The sequence below is a fragment of the Curtobacterium sp. 458 genome (assembly GCF_030406605.1).
Classification (GTDB): domain Bacteria; phylum Actinomycetota; class Actinomycetes; order Actinomycetales; family Microbacteriaceae; genus Curtobacterium.
Genome location: NZ_CP129104.1, coordinates 1107924 through 1129295 on the forward strand (window position 1 = coordinate 1107924; position 21372 = coordinate 1129295).

Annotated in this window: 24 protein-coding genes; 16 read left to right on the top strand and 8 right to left on the bottom strand. The window is 72.7% G+C overall.

Annotated features, from left to right (window positions below):
• Window positions 1-2: 2 nt before the first annotated feature.
• A complete protein-coding gene (locus QPJ90_RS05515; protein ID WP_290133459.1) occupies window positions 3-446 on the top strand; it encodes an SRPBCC family protein in 444 nt (147 codons plus the stop codon).
• A gap of 63 nt (window positions 447-509) precedes the next feature.
• Here the strand turns inward: QPJ90_RS05515 and QPJ90_RS05520 are convergent, their stop codons facing one another.
• Window positions 510-1328, bottom strand: a complete 819-nt coding sequence (locus QPJ90_RS05520; protein ID WP_290133460.1) for a shikimate 5-dehydrogenase — start codon at window positions 1326-1328, stop codon at window positions 510-512.
• Between the two features lie 76 nt (window positions 1329-1404).
• Between QPJ90_RS05520 and QPJ90_RS05525 the strand changes: the two genes are divergently transcribed.
• From QPJ90_RS05525 to QPJ90_RS05535, 3 genes are all read left to right on the top strand, one after another.
• Complete coding sequence (locus QPJ90_RS05525) at window positions 1405-2343, top strand: NADP-dependent oxidoreductase (protein ID WP_290133461.1); 939 nt, start codon at window positions 1405-1407, stop codon at window positions 2341-2343.
• 82 nt (window positions 2344-2425) lie between these two features.
• Window positions 2426-2638 carry a PspC domain-containing protein gene (locus tag QPJ90_RS05530; protein ID WP_290133462.1) on the top strand — a complete coding sequence of 71 codons (213 nt, stop codon included), beginning with the start codon at window positions 2426-2428 and terminating at the stop codon, window positions 2636-2638.
• Between the two features lie 44 nt (window positions 2639-2682).
• Window positions 2683-4068, top strand: coding sequence for an L-serine ammonia-lyase (locus QPJ90_RS05535; RefSeq protein ID WP_290133463.1), 1386 nt, complete (start codon window positions 2683-2685; stop codon window positions 4066-4068).
• Here QPJ90_RS05535 and QPJ90_RS05540 read toward each other — a convergent pair.
• Window positions 4049-4312 (bottom strand): hypothetical protein, encoded by a 264-nt coding sequence (locus QPJ90_RS05540; protein WP_290133464.1) that lies wholly within the window; start codon window positions 4310-4312, stop codon window positions 4049-4051. The genes QPJ90_RS05535 and QPJ90_RS05540 overlap by 20 nt on opposite strands.
• Before the next feature lie 83 nt (window positions 4313-4395).
• Between QPJ90_RS05540 and QPJ90_RS05545 the strand changes: the two genes are divergently transcribed.
• From QPJ90_RS05545 to QPJ90_RS05575, 7 genes are read left to right on the top strand one after another with little or no spacing between them, the layout of a single operon-like run.
• Window positions 4396-4608: a hypothetical protein gene (locus QPJ90_RS05545; protein WP_290133465.1), complete on the top strand. Its 213-nt coding sequence runs from the start codon at window positions 4396-4398 to the stop codon at window positions 4606-4608.
• A 39-nt stretch (window positions 4609-4647) separates the two neighbouring features.
• On the top strand, window positions 4648-6336 hold the full coding sequence (locus QPJ90_RS05550; RefSeq protein ID WP_290133466.1) for a bifunctional 3'-5' exonuclease/DNA polymerase: 1689 nt from the start codon (window positions 4648-4650) through the stop codon (window positions 6334-6336).
• A gap of 38 nt (window positions 6337-6374) precedes the next feature.
• Entirely contained in the window at window positions 6375-7181 is an 807-nt protein-coding gene (locus QPJ90_RS05555; RefSeq protein WP_290133467.1) for a phosphatase PAP2 family protein, read from the top strand.
• Window positions 7182-7191: 10 nt separating this feature from the next.
• Window positions 7192-8784 carry a serine/threonine-protein kinase gene (locus tag QPJ90_RS05560; RefSeq protein WP_290133468.1) on the top strand — a complete coding sequence of 531 codons (1593 nt, stop codon included), beginning with the start codon at window positions 7192-7194 and terminating at the stop codon, window positions 8782-8784.
• A 36-nt stretch (window positions 8785-8820) separates the two neighbouring features.
• A complete protein-coding gene (locus QPJ90_RS05565; RefSeq protein ID WP_290133469.1) occupies window positions 8821-11958 on the top strand; it encodes a GH92 family glycosyl hydrolase in 3138 nt (1045 codons plus the stop codon).
• A 34-nt stretch (window positions 11959-11992) separates the two neighbouring features.
• Window positions 11993-12235 carry a hypothetical protein gene (locus QPJ90_RS05570; protein WP_290133470.1) on the top strand — a complete coding sequence of 81 codons (243 nt, stop codon included), beginning with the start codon at window positions 11993-11995 and terminating at the stop codon, window positions 12233-12235.
• A 46-nt stretch (window positions 12236-12281) separates the two neighbouring features.
• Window positions 12282-12482, top strand: coding sequence for a hypothetical protein (locus QPJ90_RS05575; protein ID WP_290133471.1), 201 nt, complete (start codon window positions 12282-12284; stop codon window positions 12480-12482).
• A gap of 143 nt (window positions 12483-12625) precedes the next feature.
• On the opposite strand, the gene QPJ90_RS05580 is transcribed toward QPJ90_RS05575, so the two are convergent.
• From QPJ90_RS05580 to QPJ90_RS05590, 3 genes are all read right to left on the bottom strand, one after another.
• Complete coding sequence (locus QPJ90_RS05580; RefSeq protein ID WP_290133472.1) at window positions 12626-13564, bottom strand: aldo/keto reductase; 939 nt, start codon at window positions 13562-13564, stop codon at window positions 12626-12628.
• A 116-nt stretch (window positions 13565-13680) separates the two neighbouring features.
• Complete coding sequence (locus QPJ90_RS05585; RefSeq protein ID WP_290133473.1) at window positions 13681-14292, bottom strand: hypothetical protein; 612 nt, start codon at window positions 14290-14292, stop codon at window positions 13681-13683.
• A 23-nt stretch (window positions 14293-14315) separates the two neighbouring features.
• Window positions 14316-15071 carry an SDR family oxidoreductase gene (locus tag QPJ90_RS05590; RefSeq protein WP_290133474.1) on the bottom strand — a complete coding sequence of 252 codons (756 nt, stop codon included), beginning with the start codon at window positions 15069-15071 and terminating at the stop codon, window positions 14316-14318.
• A gap of 34 nt (window positions 15072-15105) precedes the next feature.
• On the opposite strand from QPJ90_RS05590, the gene QPJ90_RS05595 reads away from it, so the two are divergent.
• Genes QPJ90_RS05595 through QPJ90_RS05610 form a run of 4 tightly spaced genes read left to right on the top strand, consistent with a single transcriptional unit; the run spans window position 15106 to window position 18248 of the window.
• Window positions 15106-15951, top strand: coding sequence for a putative RNA methyltransferase (locus QPJ90_RS05595; RefSeq protein ID WP_290133475.1), 846 nt, complete (start codon window positions 15106-15108; stop codon window positions 15949-15951).
• The gene (locus tag QPJ90_RS05600; protein WP_290133476.1) at window positions 15948-16505 is read left to right on the top strand and encodes a GNAT family protein; all 558 of its coding nucleotides are present in this window, start codon (window positions 15948-15950) and stop codon (window positions 16503-16505) included. Before QPJ90_RS05595 ends, QPJ90_RS05600 begins: the two co-directional genes overlap by 4 nt.
• A 48-nt stretch (window positions 16506-16553) precedes the next feature.
• Window positions 16554-17786 carry an ATP-binding protein gene (locus tag QPJ90_RS05605; protein ID WP_290133477.1) on the top strand — a complete coding sequence of 411 codons (1233 nt, stop codon included), beginning with the start codon at window positions 16554-16556 and terminating at the stop codon, window positions 17784-17786.
• A gap of 36 nt (window positions 17787-17822) precedes the next feature.
• Window positions 17823-18248, top strand: coding sequence for a hypothetical protein (locus tag QPJ90_RS05610; RefSeq protein WP_290133478.1), 426 nt, complete (start codon window positions 17823-17825; stop codon window positions 18246-18248).
• A gap of 3 nt (window positions 18249-18251) precedes the next feature.
• Here the strand turns inward: QPJ90_RS05610 and QPJ90_RS05615 are convergent, their stop codons facing one another.
• A complete protein-coding gene (locus QPJ90_RS05615) occupies window positions 18252-18764 on the bottom strand; it encodes a hypothetical protein (RefSeq protein WP_290133479.1) in 513 nt (170 codons plus the stop codon).
• A 52-nt stretch (window positions 18765-18816) separates the two neighbouring features.
• On the bottom strand, window positions 18817-19236 hold the full coding sequence (locus tag QPJ90_RS05620) for a VOC family protein (protein WP_290133480.1): 420 nt from the start codon (window positions 19234-19236) through the stop codon (window positions 18817-18819).
• 61 nt (window positions 19237-19297) lie between these two features.
• On the opposite strand from QPJ90_RS05620, the gene QPJ90_RS05625 reads away from it, so the two are divergent.
• Complete coding sequence (locus QPJ90_RS05625; protein ID WP_290133481.1) at window positions 19298-20251, top strand: WYL domain-containing protein; 954 nt, start codon at window positions 19298-19300, stop codon at window positions 20249-20251.
• Here QPJ90_RS05625 and QPJ90_RS05630 read toward each other — a convergent pair whose 3' ends face one another.
• Window positions 20252-21223 carry an Abi family protein gene (locus QPJ90_RS05630; protein WP_290133482.1) on the bottom strand — a complete coding sequence of 324 codons (972 nt, stop codon included), beginning with the start codon at window positions 21221-21223 and terminating at the stop codon, window positions 20252-20254.
• Window positions 21224-21372 lie beyond the last annotated feature (149 nt).

Consider the following 21372-nt stretch of genomic DNA (forward strand, 5'->3'; position numbering starts at 1 on the left):
CCATGGCGAAGAACGTCCGCATCCTGCACTGCCGCCCGGAGGACGTCTTCGACGTCCTGCGCGACGGCTGGCTCTTCACGACCTGGGTGGTCGGTGCGTCCCGGATGCGTGGACAGGACCCAGGGTGGCCAGCGGTCGGCACCCGGATCCACCACTCGTTCGGCGTGTGGCCGATCGTCATCGACGACACCACGACCGTCGAGGTCTGGGATCCGCCGCACGCGATGACGATCCGGCCGAAGGGCTGGCCCATCGGGGAGGCCCGGGTCGCGCTCACGGTCGAGGAGCACCGGCGCGGCTGCAAGGTCACGATCGTCGAGAACGCGATCGCGGGACCGGGTTCGTACGTGCCGGACTTCCTCATGCAGCCCGCGATCTGGGTGCGGAACCACGAGACGCTGCGGCGGCTCGGCTGGGTCGCCGCGGGTCGCGCCGGGCGCGACTGAAGATCGGACGGGAGGCCCGTGGCGGCGCCGCCACGGGCCTCCCGTCCGGTGCGACGGACGTCGCTACTCCGCGCGACTGAACGCGCTCGCGCGACGCACCTGGTCGTCCGTCAGGGCGACGCCCGTGTACCGCTCGAACTGCCGCGCTGCCTGCAGGGCGATGACCTCGGCCCCGGTGATGACGTGCTTGTCGGCCGTGCGACCGGCGCGGACGAGCGGCGTCTCGGAGGGGAACGCGACGACGTCGAAGACGGTGTGCGCGGCGGCGATCCGGGCGTCCTCGAAGGCGAGCGCGTCCTCGTCGTCACCGCGCATCCCGAGCGGCGTGACGTTCACGAGGACGTCGGCGTCGCCGGCGTCGCGCTCGTCCGCGACCCGCTCGTAGCCGTACTGCGCGGCGAGGGCCGGACCGGTCTCGTCGTTGCGGGCGACCACCGTGAGGTGCTCGAAGCCGGCACCGCGGAACGCCGCCGTGACGGCCTTGGCCATGCCACCGGATCCGCGCAGCAGCACCCGTGACGAGCGGTCGACGTCGTGGCTCGCGAGCAGGGACGCGACGGCCTCGTAGTCGGTGTTCGACGCGGTGAGCACGCCGTCGTCGTTCACGACCGTGTTGACGGACTGGATGGCCGCCGCGGACTCCTCGATGACGTCGACGAGCGGGATGATCGCCTCCTTGAAGGGCATCGATACCGAGCAGCCACGGATGCCGAGCGCCCGGATGCCCGCGACGGCGCCGGGGAGGTCGGTGGTCGTGAACGCCTTGTAGAGGAAGTTCAGCCCGAGCTCGTCGTACAGGAAGTTGTGGAACCGGGTGCCGATGTTGCTCGGGCGGGCCGCCAGCGACATGCAGACCTGCATGTCCTTGTTGAGGATGGGCATGCCGTCAGTCTCCCATGCTGGCGCTGATGGAGCGGTCCATGTCCGACGGTCCGGTGACCGGGGTACCGTCGACGGCATGGCAGAGCTCCCCGACACCATGCGCGCCGTCCGGTTCTCCGAGTGGGGTGACCGAACCGTCCTCCGCGTCGAGGAGGTCCCGGTCCCCGGGGTCGAGGCGGGCCGGGTGCTCGTCCGGGTCCGCGCCGCCGGCATCAACCCGGGGGAGTCCGCGATCCGTCAGGGTCTGTTCGACGGTGAGGACCCGTCGAAGCTGCCGTCGGGGCAGGGCACGGACTTCGCGGGCATCGTCGTGGCCGTCGGCGAGGGTGTGGACGGCGTCGACGAGGGCGAGGAGGTCCTCGGCTGGTCGTGGGAGCGGTCGAGCCAGGCCGAGTACGTGTCGGTGCCGGCCGGTCAGGTCGTGCAGAAGCCGCACCTGCTCCCCTGGGAGGTCGCGGGTGGGCTCGACATCGTGGCGACCACCGCGGCGGCTGCCGTCCGCGCCGTCGATCCGCGACCGGGGGAGACCGTCGTGGTCTCCGGCGCCGCCGGTGGTGTCGGCGGCTTCGTGACGCAGCTGCTCACCAACGAGGGCATCGACGTCATCGCGATCGCCTCCGAGGCGAACCACGACTGGCTCCGGTCGAAGGGCGCTCGACCCGTGGCGTACGGCGACGGACTGCAGGAGCGGATCGCCGAGGCCGCGACGAACGGCATCGACGCACTCATCGACACGTACGGCCCCGAGTACGTCCACCTCGGCGTCGCGCTCGGGGTCCCGGTCGACCGCATCGAGACGATCATCGCGTTCGAGGCCGCCTCGGAGCTCGGGGCGAAGGCCGCGGGGAGTGCGGACACCGCCGACCCGGAGATCCTCGGGGCGCTCGCGCTGCAGGTCGCCGACGGTGCGATCGAGGTCCCGATCGCGGCGACGTACCCGCTCGACCGGGTGCAGGACGCCTACGCCGAGCTCGAGCAGCGGCACACGCGCGGCAAGATCGTCCTCGTCCCGTAGAGCGCCCCGGGGGTTGTCCCCACCGTCGCTCGTGGGGCACCCGGATGTCCTCGGGTGCCCGTCGGTCCGTAGCGTTGTCGGCATGAGCACCTTCCTCCGTCCCCGTTCCGGCCGCCTGCTCGCCGGGGTCTGCGCCGGCATCGCCGACCGGCTCGGCTGGTCCCGTACCCTCGTCCGCGTCGTGTGGGTGATCCTGAGCCTGTTCCCCGGCCCGCTCTGGGTCCTCTACGTCGTGCTGTGGATCCTCATGCCGGGCGAGGGCTCGCAGCGACTGCGCCGCGTCCGTCGCCGCTGACCGCTGCTGGACTCCCGTCCGTCCGGACGGGCTAGTGTGGCGGCGTGCCGGTCTCCGTCTTCGATCTGTTCAGCATCGGTGTCGGCCCGTCGAGCTCCCACACGGTGGGGCCGATGCGCGCCGGAGCCGCGTTCGCCGCTGCCCTGCCCGTGTCGGGTGTCGCCGGCGTCCGGGTGGACCTCTACGGGTCGCTGGCCTCGACCGGCCACGGCCACGGCACGCTCGGCGCCGTCGCGGCCGGGCTGACGGGCGCCGACCCGGAGACGGTCGACCCCGACCGGATGGCGCTCGACCTGGCCGACCTCGAACGCACGGGGACGCTCCGGCTGGCGAACGGAGCGACCGTGCCGTTCCGGCTCGCGGACATCGTCCTCCACCCGCTGACGATGCTGCCGCGCCACCCGAACGGCATGCGGCTGCGGGCCACCGACGCCGACGGGAGCGTGCTCGCCGACGAGACCTACTACTCGATCGGCGGCGGGTTCATCACCCGTGACGGCGACACCGACGCCGCGGAGGTCGCGGGCGCGGCCATCCCCGTCGACGACCACGTTCCCCACCCGTTCTCCAGCGGCGCCGAGCTCCTCGCGGAGTGCGCGCGCTCCGGCCTGCCCGTGAGCGGCATCGCGCTCGCGAACGAGGTCGCACTCGACACCTCGGAGGCCGCCGTCCGCGAGCGACTGCTCGCGATCCACGCCGTCATGGAGCAGTGCGTCGACCGTTCGGTGCGCCGGACCGGCACGCTCCCCGGCGGACTCGACGTCCGGCGCCGATCGGCCACCTGGTACGAGCAGCTCGTCCGCGACGACCCCGACCACGACCCGCTCTTCGCGATGGAGTGGGTGAACCTCGTCGCGATGGCCGTGAACGAGGAGAACGCCACCGGCGGCCGGGTCGTCACCGCGCCGACGAACGGCGCCGCCGGGATCATCCCCGCGGTCCTGTCGTACGCGCTCACCTACGTGCCCGAGATCACCCCCGATCGCCGGGACGACGCCGTGGTCCGGTTCCTGCTCACCGCCGGTGCCGTCGGCTCGATCTACAAGGAGCGGGCGTCGATCTCCGGCGCCGAGGTCGGCTGCCAGGGCGAGGTCGGTTCGGCGGCGTCGATGGCGGCCGCCGGCCTCGCGGAGGTCCTCGGTGGGACGCCCGAGCAGGTCGAGAACGCGGCCGAGATCGCCATGGAGCACAACCTCGGGCTGACCTGTGACCCGATCGGCGGCCTCGTGCAGATCCCCTGCATCGAGCGGAACGCGATCGCGGCGAACAAGGCGATCAACGCCGCACGGATGGCGCTGCGCGGCGACGGCGTCCACCACGTGTCCCTCGACCAGGTCGTCGAGACCATGCGGCAGACCGGGGCGGACATGTCGACGAAGTACAAGGAGACCGCGATGGGCGGGCTGGCGGTCAACGTCCCGCTGTGCTGACCCAGACCTCGTCGACCCGGCCCTCGCTGACCCGCATCTCGAGCCGGGCCTCGGTGGGGACCACCCTCGGCGCACCGTCGGCGTCGAGCACGACGAGGGCGGTCGCCCCGGGGGTGGCGAGCTCGTCGACCACGGTGCCGACGAGTCGCTCGCCGCGGTCGTCGTAGCGCACGGTCGCGTTCACGGGGACCTCGTCAGCGGGCACCTCCCGCCACGCTTCGTGGTCATCGATGGTCTGTTGCACCGCTCCATCATCCTCGAATGTCCGGAAGACGCAGAATCGTCGAACCATCGTCACGTTCACCGTCCGCGCGTACGGTCGGCCCCATGACCGAGCACGACGGACACCAGCACCCCGACCGCGACCACCTCGACGACGGCGTCGACATGTCCTTCGAAGAGCGTCGGCAGGACACCCTGCGCCGCATGTCCGGGTCCGACGAGCACGACGCCGAGCCCCGGGTCGAGGTGTCCGAGGCGCCGGACGGTGACGTCCGGATCGACGTCGCCGACACCGCTGCGGTCCGTCCGGGGGAGTGACCGGACGCCAAGGGCGGTGGTCCACGGCATGATCGTCCCGTGCACTACGTCCTCCACCGCGTCGACGGCGGCGTCTCCGCGACGCCCCTGACCGACGCGGGGACCGCCGGGGGCGAGCCGATCCGGGTGGCCGAGCCGGGCCTCCCGGCCTTCGTCGCGGACCAGGACGCCGCCGACGTGCGCTGGGTCTGGGACGACACCACACGCTGGTACCCGGACGTGCTCGCGGCCGGCGGACGGGTCGCGCGCTGCGTCGACCTCCGGCTCGGCCGCCGCGTCCTGCGGGGCGCGCTCGCGGCGCGCGGGACGGCGCTGCAGGCGTCCCCGCCCGACGCGCTCGACGCGCCACCCGCCCTGGAGGCACGGGTCGCCCAGCCGACGCAGGCCCGGCTCTTCGACGACGCGCTGTTCGCCGCGCCGGTGCCGGACGACGCGCTGGACCCGATCGCCGAGTTCCGGGCGCAGCTCGACGCCGTCGCGTCGTCGACCGCGCCGAGCGCGCTCCGGCTGCTCCTGACCGCGGAGTCGGCCGGGGCGCTCGTCGCGGCCGAGATGCTGCACGCCGGACTCCCGTGGCGCGTCGACGTCCACGAGCGGCTGCTCGAGCAGGAGCTCGGGCCGCGTGTGCCGTACGGCGTCCGACCGCGACGCCTCGAGGAGATCGCGACGGTGATGCGGGAGCGTCTCGACGACCCCGTCCTCAACCCGGACTCGCCCGCCGACGTCCTCCGGTCGCTCCGGCGCGCCGGTCTCACCGTGACGAGCACCCGGAAGTGGGAGCTCCGCGAACTCGACCACCCGGTCATCGAGCCCCTGCTCGAGTACAAGCGGCTCGCCCGGCTCCTCACCGCGAACGGGTGGACGTGGCTCGACGACTGGGTCCGCGACGGTCGGTTCCACCCGAAGTACGTCGTCGGCGGGGTCGTGACCGGACGGTGGGCCGCGGACGGCGGCGGGGCGATGCAGCTGCCGAAGGGCATCAGGAGCGCCGTGGTCGCCGACGACGGCTGGAAGCTCGTCGTCGCCGACGCCGCCCAGCTGGAACCCCGGGTGCTCGCCGCGATGGCGGGGGACCGGGCGATGGCGGCGGCGGGCGACGGACGCGACCTCTACGACGGCGTCGTCGCCTCGGGGGCGGTCGAGACCCGGCAGCAGGCGAAGGGCGCGATGCTCGGCGCGATGTACGGTGCCACCCAGGGCGAGGGCGGCCGGCTCGTGCCCCGACTGGCCCGGGCGTTCCCGCAGGCGCTGGCACTCGTGGAGCGCGCTGCCCGGGCTGGGGAGCGCGGCGAACCCGTCACGACCCTGCTCGGTCGGACGTCGCCCGTGCCGGATCCGTCCTGGTTCGAGGCGCGCAACCGCGCGTACGCGGTGGAGGGCACCCCGGCGATGCAGCGGGCCGTGGAGTCGCGGGCCCGGAGCTGGGGACGGTTCACCCGGAACTTCGTCGTGCAGGGCACCGCCGCCGAGTGGGCGCTCGCGTGGATGGGCTCGCTGCGGACGCGCCTCGCCGCACGCTTTCCGGGGCCGGTGACGGCAGGGCCGCACCTGGTGTTCTTCGTGCACGACGAGATCGTGGTGCACGCGCCGGCCGAGCACGCCGAGTGGGTCGCCGACCAGGTGCGTGCGGCAGCGGTCGACGCCGGCCGACTGCTCTTCCGCGACTTCCCGGTGACGTTCCCGCTGAGCGTCGCGGTGGTCGACTCGTACGCCGACGCGAAGGACTGACCGGGCCGCGATCAGCCACGACCGGGCAGGGTGGGTCGATGGACCACACCCACGCCGAGGCCCCCGACGAGCACGTCGGCGACGTCGACCTCACCCGGTGGCGGACCCGGGCGGGTCGGACGGTCGCCGACACCTGGGCAGCGCTGGGTCACCGCTACGGGGCGCTCCCCGTCCTCGTGCTCACGTTGACGATCGGCATCGCGGTGGCCGTCACGGCGACCTGGGCGGCGTCCGAGGTCTACGACGCCGTCCGCGCCGGGGACGACGTCGCCGTGCTCGACCGGCCGGTGCTCGACTGGGTGCTCACGCTCCGGTCACCGACCACGGACACCCTCGTCACGTGGTGGACCGACGTGGCCGGCACCGTCGGGATGCCCATCGTCGCCGTCGGGTTCCTGATCGGCTTCACCGTCCAGCGCCGGGCATGGACCCCGTTGGTGCTGCTCGTCGCGGCGAGCGGCGGATCGCTCCTCATGACCGTCGCGGGCAAGGACCTGATCGGCCGGGCCCGTCCGCCGCTCGCCGATGCGGTGCCCCCGTACGAGCACTCCGCGTCGTTCCCGTCCGGACACACCCTGAACGCCACCGTGGTGGTCGGCACGATCGTCTACCTGCTCGTCCTGCGGCAGTCCCGGCTGGTCGTGCGGGTGTGGACGATCGCCGTCGGGACGGCGTTCGTGCTGTCGATCGGGGCTTCGCGCGTGTTCCTCGGTCACCACTGGCTGACCGACGTCCTCGCGGCGTGGGCGCTCGGACTGGCGTGGCTCGCGATCGTCGTCACGGCGCACCGGTTGTACCTGACGGCGCTCCGTCGCGGTGCGCGGCCCGTCAGGTCGCCCCGGTAGGTTGCCGGACATGGAGGAACGGGTCTTCGGCGGCAGGTACCGCGTCACGGGCACGCTCGGGCACGGCGGCATGGCGTCCGTCTACCGGGCGGTCGACGAGATGCTCGGACGCGAGGTCGCGGTCAAGGTGTTCCGCATCGGCCCGGTCGACCACGGGGAGCGAGCCCGTGCCGAGGCGGAGATCCAGGTCCTCGCGTCACTCCGCAGTCCGGCGCTCGTGACGCTCTACGACGCAGCGCTCGACGACGTCGACGGCGACTCCTACCTGATCATGGAGCTCGTCCCGGGCAGCGACCTCGCGACGCGGCTCCGCGAGGGGCCCCTCGACACCGTCACGACCGCGCGCGTCGGTGCGCAGATCGCCGAGGGTCTCGCCGCGGCGCACGTGCAGGGTGTCGTCCACCGCGACGTGAAGCCCGCGAACGTCCTGCTCGAGTCCGACGGCACGCACGTCAAGCTCGCCGACTTCGGCATCGCCCTGCTCCGCGACTCCGCCCGGGTCACCGGCACCGGCACGGTGATGGGCACCGCCGCGTACATCGCGCCGGAGCAGGTGATGGGGCAGCCGATCACGGGCAAGGCGGACGTGTACGCGCTCGGCTTGGTGCTCCTCGAGACGCTGAGCGGCAAGCGGCCGTTCCCGGGCAGCGCGGTGGAGTCCGCGACCGCCCGGCTCGCCCGCAGCCCGGAGATCGACCAGCACCTCCCGACCGCGTGGCGCACCCTCCTGCACGTGATGACCGCCACCGATCCCGACGAGCGTCCCACCGCGGCGGAGGCGGCCGAACGACTCCGTGCCCTCGGGCGGGACGACGTGGCACCGGCGACGCAGCTCCTGCCGGGTGCGCCCGGCGCGATGACCCGAGCCGGAGCCGCCGGAGCTGCCGGAGCCGCCGGGGCAGCGGCAGCCGCTGCTGCGGCACATCCGGACGCCGCGCAGGCCGCCACCGCTCGGATGGACGCGACCGCGCCGATGCACCCGTCCGACCGACCGGACGACGCGACCCGCGTGATGTCGGCGACCCCTGCCTCCCGGTCGGACGACGTCGCGACCACCGTCCTCGGAGCTGCCGGGGGAGCAGGTGCCGGAGCAGGCGCCGCGCGCGGCGGGACGCCACCGCGCGTGCCCGCCACACCGTCCGGTGAGCGCCCCGACGAGCCGCGTCGCCGGCGGCGTGGCCCGATCGTCCTCGCGGTGGTGATCGCCGTGCTCGTCATCGCCGGCATCGTGGCCGCGGTGATCGCCCTCGGCCCCGGGTCGACTCCGGCACCGACCGAATCGAGCACGACGAGCCCCGGCGACCAGCAGCCGAGCAGCGAGCCGAGCCAGCCCGAGGAGCAGCCGAGCCAGCCGGAACAGCAGCCGAGCGAGCCCGAGCAGCAACCCTCCGAGCCCGAGCAGGAACCGAGTGAGCCCGCCGAACCGAGCGAGGAGCCCTCGGAGGACCCCGTGCCGTCCGAGGTCCCCCAGCCGTCGAGCCCGGCGTCGAACCCGGTCGAGGACCCCCAGGGTGCCGTCGACACGACGACCGGCAGCGGCCCCGGTACGGGACCGGGGGCCGGCCCCGGCAACTCGGGCAACGCGCCCGGGCACAACAAGTAGGTTTCATCCAGTCGATGGAGCAAATAGGCTCGTCGTGTGGATGAGCTGCAACGGAGCGGCGGGCCGACGACGGCCGTCGCGGCACGCAACGGTGTCGGGTACACGTCGACGGAGGCCTGGCTGGTCGAACGACCGTCGGGAGCCGACCCGACCGAGGGGATCGTGCCCGGGTTCGCCGGCCGCACGATCGCGCCCGGTGACGAGCTGTCGTGGGTGTGGTTCCCCGAGCGGACCCTGCCCGAGGGCCTGACCGAACCGACCGAAGCCGAGCTCCCGCACTTCTGGGACGCCACCGCCTTCGGGCTCGACCTCGTCTGCACCGACGGCACCCGGCTCAGCGACACGGCACGCGACCAGTACGGCGACGCCCTGGCACCGGAGGCGCAGGACGCCGCCCGCAAGCAGTGGGTCGACCAGTGGAACCGCCGGGCGGTGGACCTCGCGCCGCTCGCGGGACGGGTGGTCGACCGCCTGGAGGCACGGCTCGGCTCCGCCACGCCGCACCCCTCCGGCGACGGCGAGCGTCCGGCGCTCCGCGGCTGGCTCGACGACGTCCGGCTCGGCCCGGCACGGCCCGCACCGGAGACGCCGCTCGACCACGTCCGCACGACTCGGGGCACGCAGGCGTCCTCCCGGTTCTCCCGCGGCAACAACGCCCCGCTCGTCGGACTGCCGCACGGTGGGGTCTTCGGGCTGCCGATGACCGACGCGTCGAGCAACCGGTGGCCGTACGCACACCACGAGCACTCCCGGGTGGAGGGGGACCGGGTCCGTCCGGCGATCCAGGCCTTCGCGACGAGCCACATCCCGTCGCCGTGGATGGGGGACCGCGGCGTGTTCCAGGTCATGCCGTCCCCGCTCGACACCCCCGATCCCGACCGGACCGCCCGCGCACTCGGGTTCGACCACGACGACGAGCAGGACGGCCCGCACCGCTACCGCGTGACCCTCGACCACGACGTCACGGCCGAGGTGGTCGCGGGGGAGTTCGCCCTCGGGTTCCGGTTCACGGGCACCCGCAGCGTCGTGCTCGACCACCACGGCCGCGTCTCCGACGTGTCGGTGACCATCACCGACGGGACGGCCGTGGTCGAGTGCGTGCTCGACGACCGGCCGGGCACGCCGCCGCACCACGTGCACGTACGGATCCCGCGGGTCACCGCCGACCACACGAGCACCGGGCAGGACGAGCTGCGCGGCTGGCTCACGGTCGACGGGGACGTGGACGTGCTGCTCGGCATCTCGACGGTGTCGATGGCGGACGCCCGGGCGAACCTCGAGGCCGCGGGGGACCACGACGCGATGCGCGCGCACGCCGAGGAGCGGTGGACCGCGGAGCTGTCCACGATGTCGTTCGAGGGAGCGACCCCGGACCAGCTGACCGCGCTGTACTCGGGGCTCTACCGGCTGTTCCTCTACCCGAACCGTGCCGGCGAGACCGCCCGGGACGGCGTGCCGCGCCACCGGTCCCCGTACGGAGCGGTGCAGGCGTCACCGATCCGCGACGAGCCCGGCCCCGAGGTCGTCGAGGGGCTGTTCACCACGACGAACGGGTTCTGGGACACGTACCGGACGGCGTGGCCGCTCCTCGGACTCCTCACCCCGGACACGGCGGGCGAGCTCGCGCAGGGCTTCGTCGAGCACCACCACGACGGCGGTTGGACGCCCCGGTGGAGTGCCCCGGGCGCCGAGGACTGCATGACCGGCACCACGAGCGACACCGTGTTCGCCGACCTCGCCGCGAAGGGCATCGACGGCTTCGACCTCGCGGCGGCGTACCGGAGCGCGGTCCGCAACGCGACCGTCCCGCCGCGTGACGAGCGCGTCGGACGGAAGGGGAGCCTCCCGGGCGCCTTCCGCGGCCACGTCGACACGGCGACCCACGAGGGGATGAGCTGGACCCTCGACGCCGCGATCAACGACTGGGGCCTCGCCGTCATGGCGGACCTGCTCGCGCGTCGAGCGTCGACCGACGCCGAACGGGAGCGTCTGCTCGCCGAGCACGAGTGGTTCGCCCGTCGCTCGCTGCAGTACCGGAACGTGTTCGACGCCGAGCGCGGGTTCTTCATCGGGCGCGACCAGGACGGCACCTGGCGGGTCGGCACCGAGTTCGACCCGCGCGACTGGGGCGACGACTACACCGAGACGAACGCCTGGGGCACCGCGTTCACCGCGCCGCACGACGGCGCCGGCATCGTCGAACTGCACGGCGGACCCGCACGGTTCGACGCCGCCCTCGACACGTTCTTCGCCACACCCGAGACCGGGGCGACGGCGCGCTCCGGCTCCTACGGCTTCCCGATCCACGAGATGACCGAGGCCCGCGACGTCCGGATGGGCATGCTCGGGCTCTCGAACCAGCCGGCGCACCACATCCCGTTCTTCCCGATGTTCACGGGGCGACACGACGACGCCCACCGGATCGTCCGCTCGGCCCTGGACCGCCTGTTCGTCGGCTCGGACCTCGGGCAGGGGTACCCGGGCGACGAGGACAACGGCGAGATGAGCGCCTGGTACGTCTTCGCATCGATCGGCTTGTACCCGCTCGCGCCGTCGACGGGGACGTACGTGCTCGTGCCGCCGTCGGTGCGGCGGACCGTGCTGCGTCCCGCCTCGTCGGACGGCAGTGCGACGCCGACCGTGATCGAGGTCGAGTCCGGACCGGTCGGCGGCTTCGTCGCGTCGGTCTCCGTCGACGGGACGCCCTGGGAAGCGGTCAGCATCCCGCACGAGGTCGTGGCCGCGGCGTCGCGCATCGCGTTCACCCTGTCCCCGGAACCCACCGGGTGGGCATCGGACACGCGGCCGGTCTCGGCGTCCGCCGTGCACGGGTTCCGGGACACCCCGGTCGACCTCCTGCCAGGAGGGACGCACCCGCTCGTCGACGACACGGGGCGGACCGCGACGGCGCTCGCCGCCGGTGCGTCCGTGACGTTCGAGGTCCCGTCGGCGCCCGTGTCGCTGTACACGGTCACGGTCGAGGCGCCGGGGAGGTACTCGTGGGACGTCGCCCTCGGCGCGACGGAGGCGTCGGTGCACGACGCCGAGTTCGCCTGGGCCGGGCAGACGCGGGTCTTCCGGCTGGAGGGCACCGGATCGGCGTTCACGTTCTCCGCGGTGACGGACGTCGCGCTGACCCAGCTCGAGCTCGTCGCGGCGGACGGACAGCGTTGACCCGCCGTTCACCCGTGCGGAGCATGCTCGCCCCATGTCGATGAGCACACCGTTCGATCCGGAGCAGCCCGTCGCGTCCGTCCCCGTGGACGGCTCCGACGCCACCGAGCTCGAGGTGGAGGAGGAGCGTGGCGCCGACGTCGGGCCGGACGCCGGTCCCGCCGCTGCCGACCCGAGCGTCTCGCCGGTCGACCACCACGACGAGGACGAGGCCGGCGGCGGTCCGGTCTTCCGACGGCCGCAGGCAGGCGACCGGCTCCACCCGGACGACCTCTGACGCGCCTCTTGGCGGATTGCCAAGCGCGTCGGGCATGCTCGGCCGCATGTCGATCGCGAACTCCTGGGACCCCTCCGGTGGCCGAGCCATCCCCGAGGACCAGGTGAAGGAAGACGGACTCGAACTCGACGAGGACACGGCTGCCGAGCTCGGCATCTCGTTCGACGTCGTCGGAGGAGCGTCGTCCGACCCGGCGCGCGTGTCGCCGGTGGACGTCGCCGTCCCCACCCCGCCGACGTCCGACTGACGCGGCAGCGCGCCGTCGGGTGCCGCGCCCGCGGTGGCGCGCTTCGGTTCCGCACGACCGAAGTCGCGCCGAACCGGGCGGAACCGTGATTCGAGGTGACTTCGGTTGTGCGCAGCTCGGCAGGCGCGACCGACCGACCGAGTTCAGGGGACGGTGTGCCCCGCCGCCGTGAAGATGCGGTACCACTCCTCGCGCGAGAGCATGACGTCCGAGCCCGCCGCCGACTCCCGCACGCGCTGCGGGTTCGTCGTCCCGAGGACCACCTGGAAGTGCGCCGGGTGCCGGGTGATCCACGCCACCGCGATGCCGGTCGGGGTGACGCCGTGCGCCGCCGCGACCTCGTCGAGCACGTCGTTCAGCTCGGCGTACTGCTCGCGGTCGCCGAGGAAGACCCCGTCGAAGAAGCCCTTCTGGAACGGCGACCAGGCCTGCAGCGTGATGTCGTTCAGGCGCGAGTGGTTGAGGATGTCGTTGTCCCGGTCGACGGACTGGTCGAGCCCGCCCATGTTCGCCGCCACGCCCTGCGCGATGACGTTCGCGTGCGTGATGCTGAGCTGCACCTGGTTGAACGCCAGTGGCTGGGCCACCGAGCGACGCAGCAGGTCGACCTGTCCCGGCGTGTGGTTCGAGACGCCGAAGTGGTGGACCTTGCCCGCGGCGTGCAGCTCGTCGAACGCCTTCGCCACCTCCTCCGGCTCGACGAGCGCGTCCGGGCGGTGCAGCAGCAGGACGTCGATGTGGTCGGTGCGGAGGGCGGCGAGCGACTCGTCGACGGACGACAGGATGTGCTCGTACGAGAAGTCGAAGTACGCGCCGTTCGCGGTCGGGCGGATGCCGACCTTCGTCTGCAGCACGATCTCGGCGCGCTCGGTGGGGGAGAGCGTGACGGCCGAGCCGAACCGTTCCTCGCAGCCGTGCCAGCCGCCGTAGACCGCGGCGTGGTCGAACATGGTCACACCCGCGTCACGCGACGCCGCGTACAGCGAGCGGATGTCCTCGTCGCTCATGTCGTTGATCCTCATGAGACCGACGACGACGTCGGACGCGGTGAGGTCGGTCTGTGGCAACTCCAGTGTCTTCACGACGTCGATCCTGCCAGCGGGCACGGACGCGCGGCAGGCCCTGGCAGTACCCCGGGCACGCGCCGCGTCGAGCGCCCTCCTGCCGCGGCGAGCCGTGGCGCGTCGGCGACGACGGCTCAGTCGGCGAGCACCACGAGCACCCCGGAACCGGTCGGCCAGGTCGCCCGCAGGGTCTCGCCCGCCGGCACGGGTGACCCCACCACCCGCAGGACGACGAGCTCGCCGTGCCCGGTGTCGATCGTCGTCTCGCCCTCCTCGGTGCGGGTGCCGACCGCGGTCACCGTCGGTGACGAGGGAGCGGAACCGCTGCCGACCGCCGTGCACTCCTTCTCCCACGAACCCGATCCGTCGGCCTGCTCGAGCTCGGCCTCGTGGCCGCCGGTCGCGATCGTGCGACGGACCACGTCGGCGTAGACGGGGTCGCCGGTCGCGTCGTACACCCACCGTCGACCGAGCACCGAGTGGTCCATCTCGGTCACGAGGAACGCGTCGGCCCGGTCGAGCGGAGCACCCCGGTAGGTGAGCGGCGTGTGCAGCAGGCGCCCCGATGCGGTCCGGACGACGATCGTCTCGATGCCGACCTCGCCGTCCGGGTCGTCGAACCGGAAGCGCCCGACGACCTCGATGCCCTCACCCGGCGTGACACCGCTCCAGGGCTGGGTCGGCAGCCAGGCGCCGAGCGCCTCGGCCTTGGACGGTCGGAGTTCCGCGCGGTGGATGATGGCCATGCCCCGAACCTACCGAGCAGTGCTCAGTGCACCGAGAACCCGCCGTCGACCGCGATCGACTGCCCCGTGACGTAGCCTGCGCCCGGCCCGGCCAGGAACACCGCCGCCGCGGCGAAGTCGGCGGCGACCCCGTTGCGGCCGACGAGCGTGCGGGCCGCGAGCCGCTCGACGGTGCCGGGGTCGGCGCTGAGCCGGCGGTTCAACGCGGTCTGCACGAAACCGGGCACGAGGACGTTCGAGGTGACCCCCTGCGCGGACCAGGCCTCCGCCTGGGACCTGGCGAGCGCCTCCAGACCGGCTTTCGACACCCCGTACGCGCCGCTGGCCGCGAAGGGGCGGTGCGCCTGCTGCGAACTGATACCGATGATGCGGCCGTGGCCGCGCGCCGCCATGCCGGGCGCGAGCCGCTGCCCGAGGACGAACGGGGCGTCGAGGTTGACGCGCATCGTCGCGTCCCAGGTGTCCTCGTCGAGTTCCGCCATCGGCGGCCGGAGGTTGATGCCCGCCGAGTGCACGAGGACGTCGACGTCGCCCACGACGTCCGCGAGGCCGTGGGCGCCCGCACGCGTCGCGAGGTCCGCCACCACGCCCTCGGCCGAGCCGCCGCCGCTCCGGATGCCGTCGACCGTCGCGTCGATCGTGCTCCGCGTGCGCGCCGCGACGACGACGTGTGCTCCCGCGCCGGCGAGGGCCTCGGCGATGGCGCGTCCGATCCCGGAGCTCCCGCCGGTCACGAGTGCGGTGCGGCCGTCGAGTCCGAAGAGCTGCTGCAGCGACATCCGGCCAGGCTACCGACGCCCCTACGCTGGGATGGTGCGCGACGACCTGCTCCCCGTGCTCGCCTGCCCCGTCTGCGCCGAGCCGCTCGGCCGTGTCGGCGGACAGGTGGGCTGCGCGGCCGGGCACCGGTTCGACGAGGCCAAGCAGGGACACCTCACGCTCCTCCCCGCCCGCCGTCGAGCCCTGACGGCCGACACCCCGGAGATGGTCGACGCCCGTGTCCGGTTCCTGGGTCGCGGGCACTACGCGCCCGTCGAACGCGCGATCGCCGCAGTGGTCGGAGCATCGACCGCGCCCGGCATCGTCCTCGACGTCGGGTCCGGGCCCGGGACCTACCTCGCGCATGCGCTGCGCGCGTCGGACGGGAGGCCCGTGGCCGCGTCCGACGCGGCGCCGCGCGTCCGGCTGGGGGTCGCCCTGGACCTCTCGCCGGTCGCGATCCGGCGGGCGGCCCGTGTCCACGAGCGGGTCGGGGCCGTCGTCGGTGACGTGACCGAGCGCCTCCCGGTCGTCGACGGTGCCGCTGCGGTCCTGCTCGACGTGTTCGCGCCGCGCAACCAGGCGGAGTACGCCCGAGTCCTGCACCCCGACGGCGTGCTCGTCGTGGTGACCCCGCGCGTCGGACACCTGGCGGAGCTCGCGGAGGCGACCATCTCGGTCGACCCTGAGAAGGAGCGCCGACTGCACGACTCGTTGTCGCCGTCGTTCGTACGGCGGTCGTCCGAGGACCTGACGTGGACGATGGACCTCAGCGCCGAGGACGTCCACGACGTGGTCCACATGGGTCCGAGCCACCACCACGTCGCCGCCGACGCGGCGTTCCGACCGACGGCGGTCACCGCTGCCGTGACGATCAGCACCTGGAGCCCGGTACCGTGACCATCCGCCATGCCCTCCGCTCGCAACCCGTGCTCAGGACCGAGCGTCTGACGTTGTCGCAGCTCGGCCCGGACCACCTCGACCTGGTGATGGCCGGCCTCGCGGACGAGGACGCGATGCGGCTCACCGGCACCCGAACCACCTTCACCCGCGAACAGGTCGGTGCGCACCTCGCAGCGCTCCCCGGCGCCGACGACCGGGCGGACTTCGCGATCACCGGGCCTGACGGTGCGTACCTCGGCGAGGTGGTCCTCAACGAACTCGAGGAGGACGACCGTTCGATGAACTACCGGATCGCCCTCGCGGGTCCGTCGCTCCGGGGGCGTGGATTCGGTACCGAGGCCGGTCGGGCCGTGGTGGCGTGGGGATTCGACGTCGTCGGCCTGCACCGGGTCTCGCTCGAGGTCTACGCGTTCAACCCCGCGGCGCAGCGGTCCTACGAGAAGATCGGCTTCGTGGTCGAGGGGCGTGCCCGCGAGGTACTGCGGCACGGCGACCAGTGGATCGATGCCGTGGCGATGAGCATGCTCGACTCCGACCCTCGGTCGGCGTGATGTGCGATAACATTATCAGAATTCTTTCGCGCTGATAAAGTTATCGCCATGCGGAGTGCCGTCGACAACCCGTTCAGCCCGGGCTCGGACGTCGTGCCGAACATCTGGGCGGGCCGGGTCGAGCAACTCAGTGACTGGCGGGACGTCGTCCGGCCTCGGCGCGTGGCGGGGCTGTACGAACGCGGCCGGACGATCCTCGGAGAACCCGGGACCGGGAAGTCCTCGCTCGTGCGACGCATCGCTCGGGACGCCGTCGCCAGCGGTGACTGGGTGACGCCCCAGCTGCGCATCCCGTCCGGTGCTGATCCGCTGAAGCTCGTCGCGGGGGCAGTGCTCCGACTCGTTGAGCAAGCGGGCATCGCGTCCGGGGCGACGGGCCGTGTCGTCGAGCTCCTCCGCAGGGTCGAGACCGTCGCGGCCAGCGGATTCTCGCTCACCGTCCGGGGTGGTGACGGCCCCGAGCCGTTCACGGCCCTGTACGAGCTGCTCGTCGAGGTCGGACGGGCGGCCGTGCGCCAGGGCAACGCGGTGCTCATCCACGTCGACGAGGTCCAGAACATCACCGACGAACGAGCGCTGTCGCAGCTCCTGATCGCGCTCGGCGACGCGCTCACCCACACCGTCGAGGTCGAGGTGCCGGGCGGCCGCCTCGTCGAACGCCACCTCCCGATCGCCGTCTACCTCACCGGCCTCCCGGACTTCGAGGACATGGCCGGTGCCCGGAAGGGAGCGACGTTCGCTCGGCGCTTCCGCACGTCAGCGCTCACCGCACTCGGCGAGGACGACCTGCGTGCAGCGCTGCAGCCGCTCATCGTGTCCGGCTGGGTGGTGCCCGACGGCGCAGGCGAGACGAAGTCGATCACACTCGACGCCCTCGCCGCGGATGCGGTCGTCCAGCTCTGCTGCGGGGAGCCCTTCCTGTTCCAGCTCGCGGGGGAGCGCGCCTGGTACGCGGGATCCGGCGACGTCGTCACTGCGGACGAAGTCACCGCCGGGTGGCGCGGTGCCGAGGGGGAGGCGTCCTCGCACGTCGAGCGCGTCCTGGCACGGCTCCCGCAGAAGGAGCGGACGTTCGTCGACGTCATGGCGGCGATGCGCCCGGAAGACCGCACGTTGACCCGGATCGCTCGCGAGATGGGCGAGGCGAGCGCTCAAGCCGTCGGTCCGACCGCCCAACGTCTGGACACGGTCCGCGGCGTGATCGAGCGCGGCAAGCCGTACTCGTTCCGGAACCGGGCCGTGGAGGCGTACCTGACGAGTGACTGGCCACGCGTCGGGTGATCGGCCGCCCTGGTGCCGGTGCGGCAGGATGACGACGTGTCGATCCGTTCTCGTGCCCGCCGCGTCGCGACCGTCCTCGCGCTGACCGTTGCTGCGAGCAGCGCGCTGACGGGGTGTACCGCGTCTCCGGAGGGCGCGTTCGGCTGTGTCCCGCGGTTCACGGTGGCGCCGGAGCGGGCCGCGGCGGGCGACACGGTGACGTTCGCCACGACGGACGAGTGCGACGTGGACGTGCCCGACGGCGGCTGGCGGATCACCGTCACCGACCACGGCGCGTACAGCCATGCGGACGTCGCGCGGTCGGACGACCCGTTCGACGGATCGTGGTCGGTGTCCGTCCCGTTGCCCGCGGACCTGGAGCCTGGTGACGCGTCGGTGTCGATCGCGAACTGGGACTACGCGCCGTGCCCCGCGGACGCGAGCTGCACCGGCCCGTCGCAGGCCTTCACGGTCGAGCGCTGAGCGTCACTCGCCCCGGGCTGCCCGCCGCCGTGCCGTGGACGCCCGACCCCGTGCCCGGTCCACCGCGCGCCCGAGCTGGACGAGCAGGAACCCGGTGCCGACCACGCCCGCCGCGATCGGGGTGACGACGAGCTCGAGGTCGATGCCGGGCGCCCGCCACCAGTCGATGGTCCACGCCGCGACGACCCCGAACAGCAGGACCGCCGCACCGACCCACCAGCCGCGGCCGGGCAGGGTCCAGAAGCCGAACGCCGCGAGGACGACGAGCGCCCACGAGCCGAACGGTGCGAAGGACCGGGGGTCGTTCGTCCCGCAGGACGACACCGCGCACTCCCAGACGACGGTGTGCGCCACACCCGCGTACCAGTGGACGAGCAGGCACGCGGCGACGAGGGCGAGCAGTCCGACCGGGGGCCCGGCCCACGGTCGGACGCGGCCGAACCGGGAACGACGTCGTCGCGCGGCGGTCCACCCCTCGCCGAGCTCGTAGCCGGGCATCGGTCGGTACTCGGGCATCCCCGCACCGTACCCGCTCCGGGTTTCCGTGCAGAAGTGCTCCGGAAAGGCGTCAGCCCTGCGGCCCGGCGACGTCGAGCGCCCAGACGACGCCGAAGCGGTCGCGGAGCTGCCCGGCGAGTGGTGCCCACGCCGACGGTCCGAGCGGCTGCCGCACCTCGGCGCCGTCGAGGAGCCCCGCCCAGTACCGCTCGACCTCGGCAGCGTCGTCGCCGTGCACGTACACGTAGAAGGCGTTGCTGCCCTGGTCGTACGGCTGGCCGGGCCACACGTCGAACGCCATGATGCGGAAGCCGGCCTCGGTCGTCACCTGGCCGAAGACGATCCGGTCGGCCCAAGCGGGCTCGTCGGTGGCGCCCATCGCGCCGTAGGTCATGGACGCGACCTCGCCGCCGAAGACGCGGGCGTAGTGGTCGAGGGCCTCGCGGGCCTGTCCGTCGAAGTTGAGGTGGGTCGTGGTCTCGATGCTCATGGGACGAGCATGACCGGCAATGCGGTCAGATCGTGACCGCTTCTCGACGGATACTGGATCCATGCCCGGACCGTCCTCCCGCATGCTGACGCTGCTGTCCCTGCTGCAGGTGCACCGGGACTGGCCGGGCGACGAGCTCGCCGGCCGCCTCGAGGTCAGCCCGCGGACGCTCCGCCGCGACGTCGACCGCCTCCGTGAGCTCGGGTACCGCATCGATGCCCTGCGCGGACCGGCCGGTGGCTACCGGCTCGCCGCGGGAGGCGATCTCCCGCCGTTGCTGTTCGACGACGACCAGGCGGTCGCGATCGCCGTGGCACTGGCGGTGGCCCCGGCATCGGGCGCCGACATCGCCGAGGGGGCCGTGCGCGCGCTCGCGACGATCCGGCAGGTGCTGCCCGAGCGGCTCCGGAACCGCGTCGGTGCGGTCGACGTCGTGACCACGGCCGCGCGGACGACCGTCGACCCGGACGTGCTGGTCGAGGTCAGCCGCGCGGTGTCCGCGCGCGAGGTGCTCCGCTTCGGCTACGGACCGGACGAGCACCCCCGCCGGGTCGAGCCGCACGCCGTGGTCGCGCGGGCCGGCCGCTGGTACCTCCTCGCCTGGGACCCCGAGCGCACGGACTGGCGGACGTTCCGGGTCGACCGCATCACCCCGCGGCCGCCGACGAGGCTCCGGTTCGCCCCGCGCGACGTCCCGGGGAACGACCCGCTGGCCTTCGTGGCGGCGCGCTTCAAGGGGTCTGCCGTGGAGGACGCTTGGCCGTGCACCGGCACCGTGGACCTGCACTGCGCGGCGCGGGTCGTCGAGCCGTACCTCGACGCGGCGGACGACCTCGTCGCGACCGGCCCGGACCGCTGTCGGCTGACCACCGGATCGTGGTCGTGGGAGGCACTCGCAGCGCGGGTCGCGGGCTTCGCGGTCGACTTCACCGTGCTGGGTCCGCCTGCCCTACGTGGGGCAACCAATGAGCTCGCAACGCGACTCGTCAGTGCGTCGGTCCTGCCACCGATGTGATCAGCGGGCCGTCCACAGTGCTTCATCCAGCCACTCGGGGGCGACGCCCATCGACGACACGTCGATGGCATCCGTGGCCGGGAACGCGGCGAGGTGTGCGACAGCCCGCTGCGCCCAGTCGTGATCTGAAGGGATCGACCGGAGGAGGTAGGCCATCACGCTCAGTGTGTTGTACACGCCGAAGACCTTCGGAGCCCGTCCGTCCGACATGTGGCCAAGAAGCGGCACCTCGGAAGCCCGGGGCCGTTTCGGCGCGACGACCAGTTTCCGGTTGAAGAGCCGAGCGTGATGGGCGGCGACGTTCCGCACGTAGTTCAGTGATGCGAGCCAGCTCGACATCAGGCGCTTCGTCGGCACGTCGAACACATTCGCGATCTCCGTCGCGAGGTCGTTCCGGAGACCGGCGTAGAGGCGCGTGACGTGGCCGAGCTCGAGGATCTCGGTCAGCGCCCAGATGGGCATCCTGTCGTCGTACTTGTCACGGAAGTGCCCGACGAAGGCTTCGTCAGAAGCGCTCCGTCGTTCCTCGACCCGGCGGAGCCACGCCTCGTGGGGGCTCACGAAACCATCACGGGCGCCGGTGAAGGCCTGAGTGAAGAACCTCGCGTCCTCGTGCGCGAACGGGGAGTGCGCGCCGAGGACGTGAGCCACCTGGGTCCGAACGGCGACCTCGATCCGCTCGACGGCATCGATCACGAGCAGTCGCAACGATCGGTCGAAGTCGACCAGCGCCCCCGCGTGGAGGATGTCGGTCCCCGGTACGTAGTCGCTGTGCACCCGGAAGCGCTGCCGCCCGGCATCGTCCACGGCGACGGAGGAGCGCCGGAACGGGTACAGGTACCCCGTCAGTCGGTAGTAGCCGATCTCCCGCAGCATCTCTGCCGCGGCCTCACCATCACCGACACCGCACCCGCGTTGCTCGAGCCTCGCGATCTGGTCCGCGATCGAGAGCCACGGCTTCGCGTACTCCATCGTCCTCCCCCGACGAAAAGAAAATCGGCCCGAGCCGTGAAGGCGAGCGGGCCGATCGTGATACCAGAACGATATCACCTCCTCACCGACGATCGCTGTCCTGTTAGGACCGCGCATGCGTCCGTCAGGACGGCGTCAGGAATCCGTTA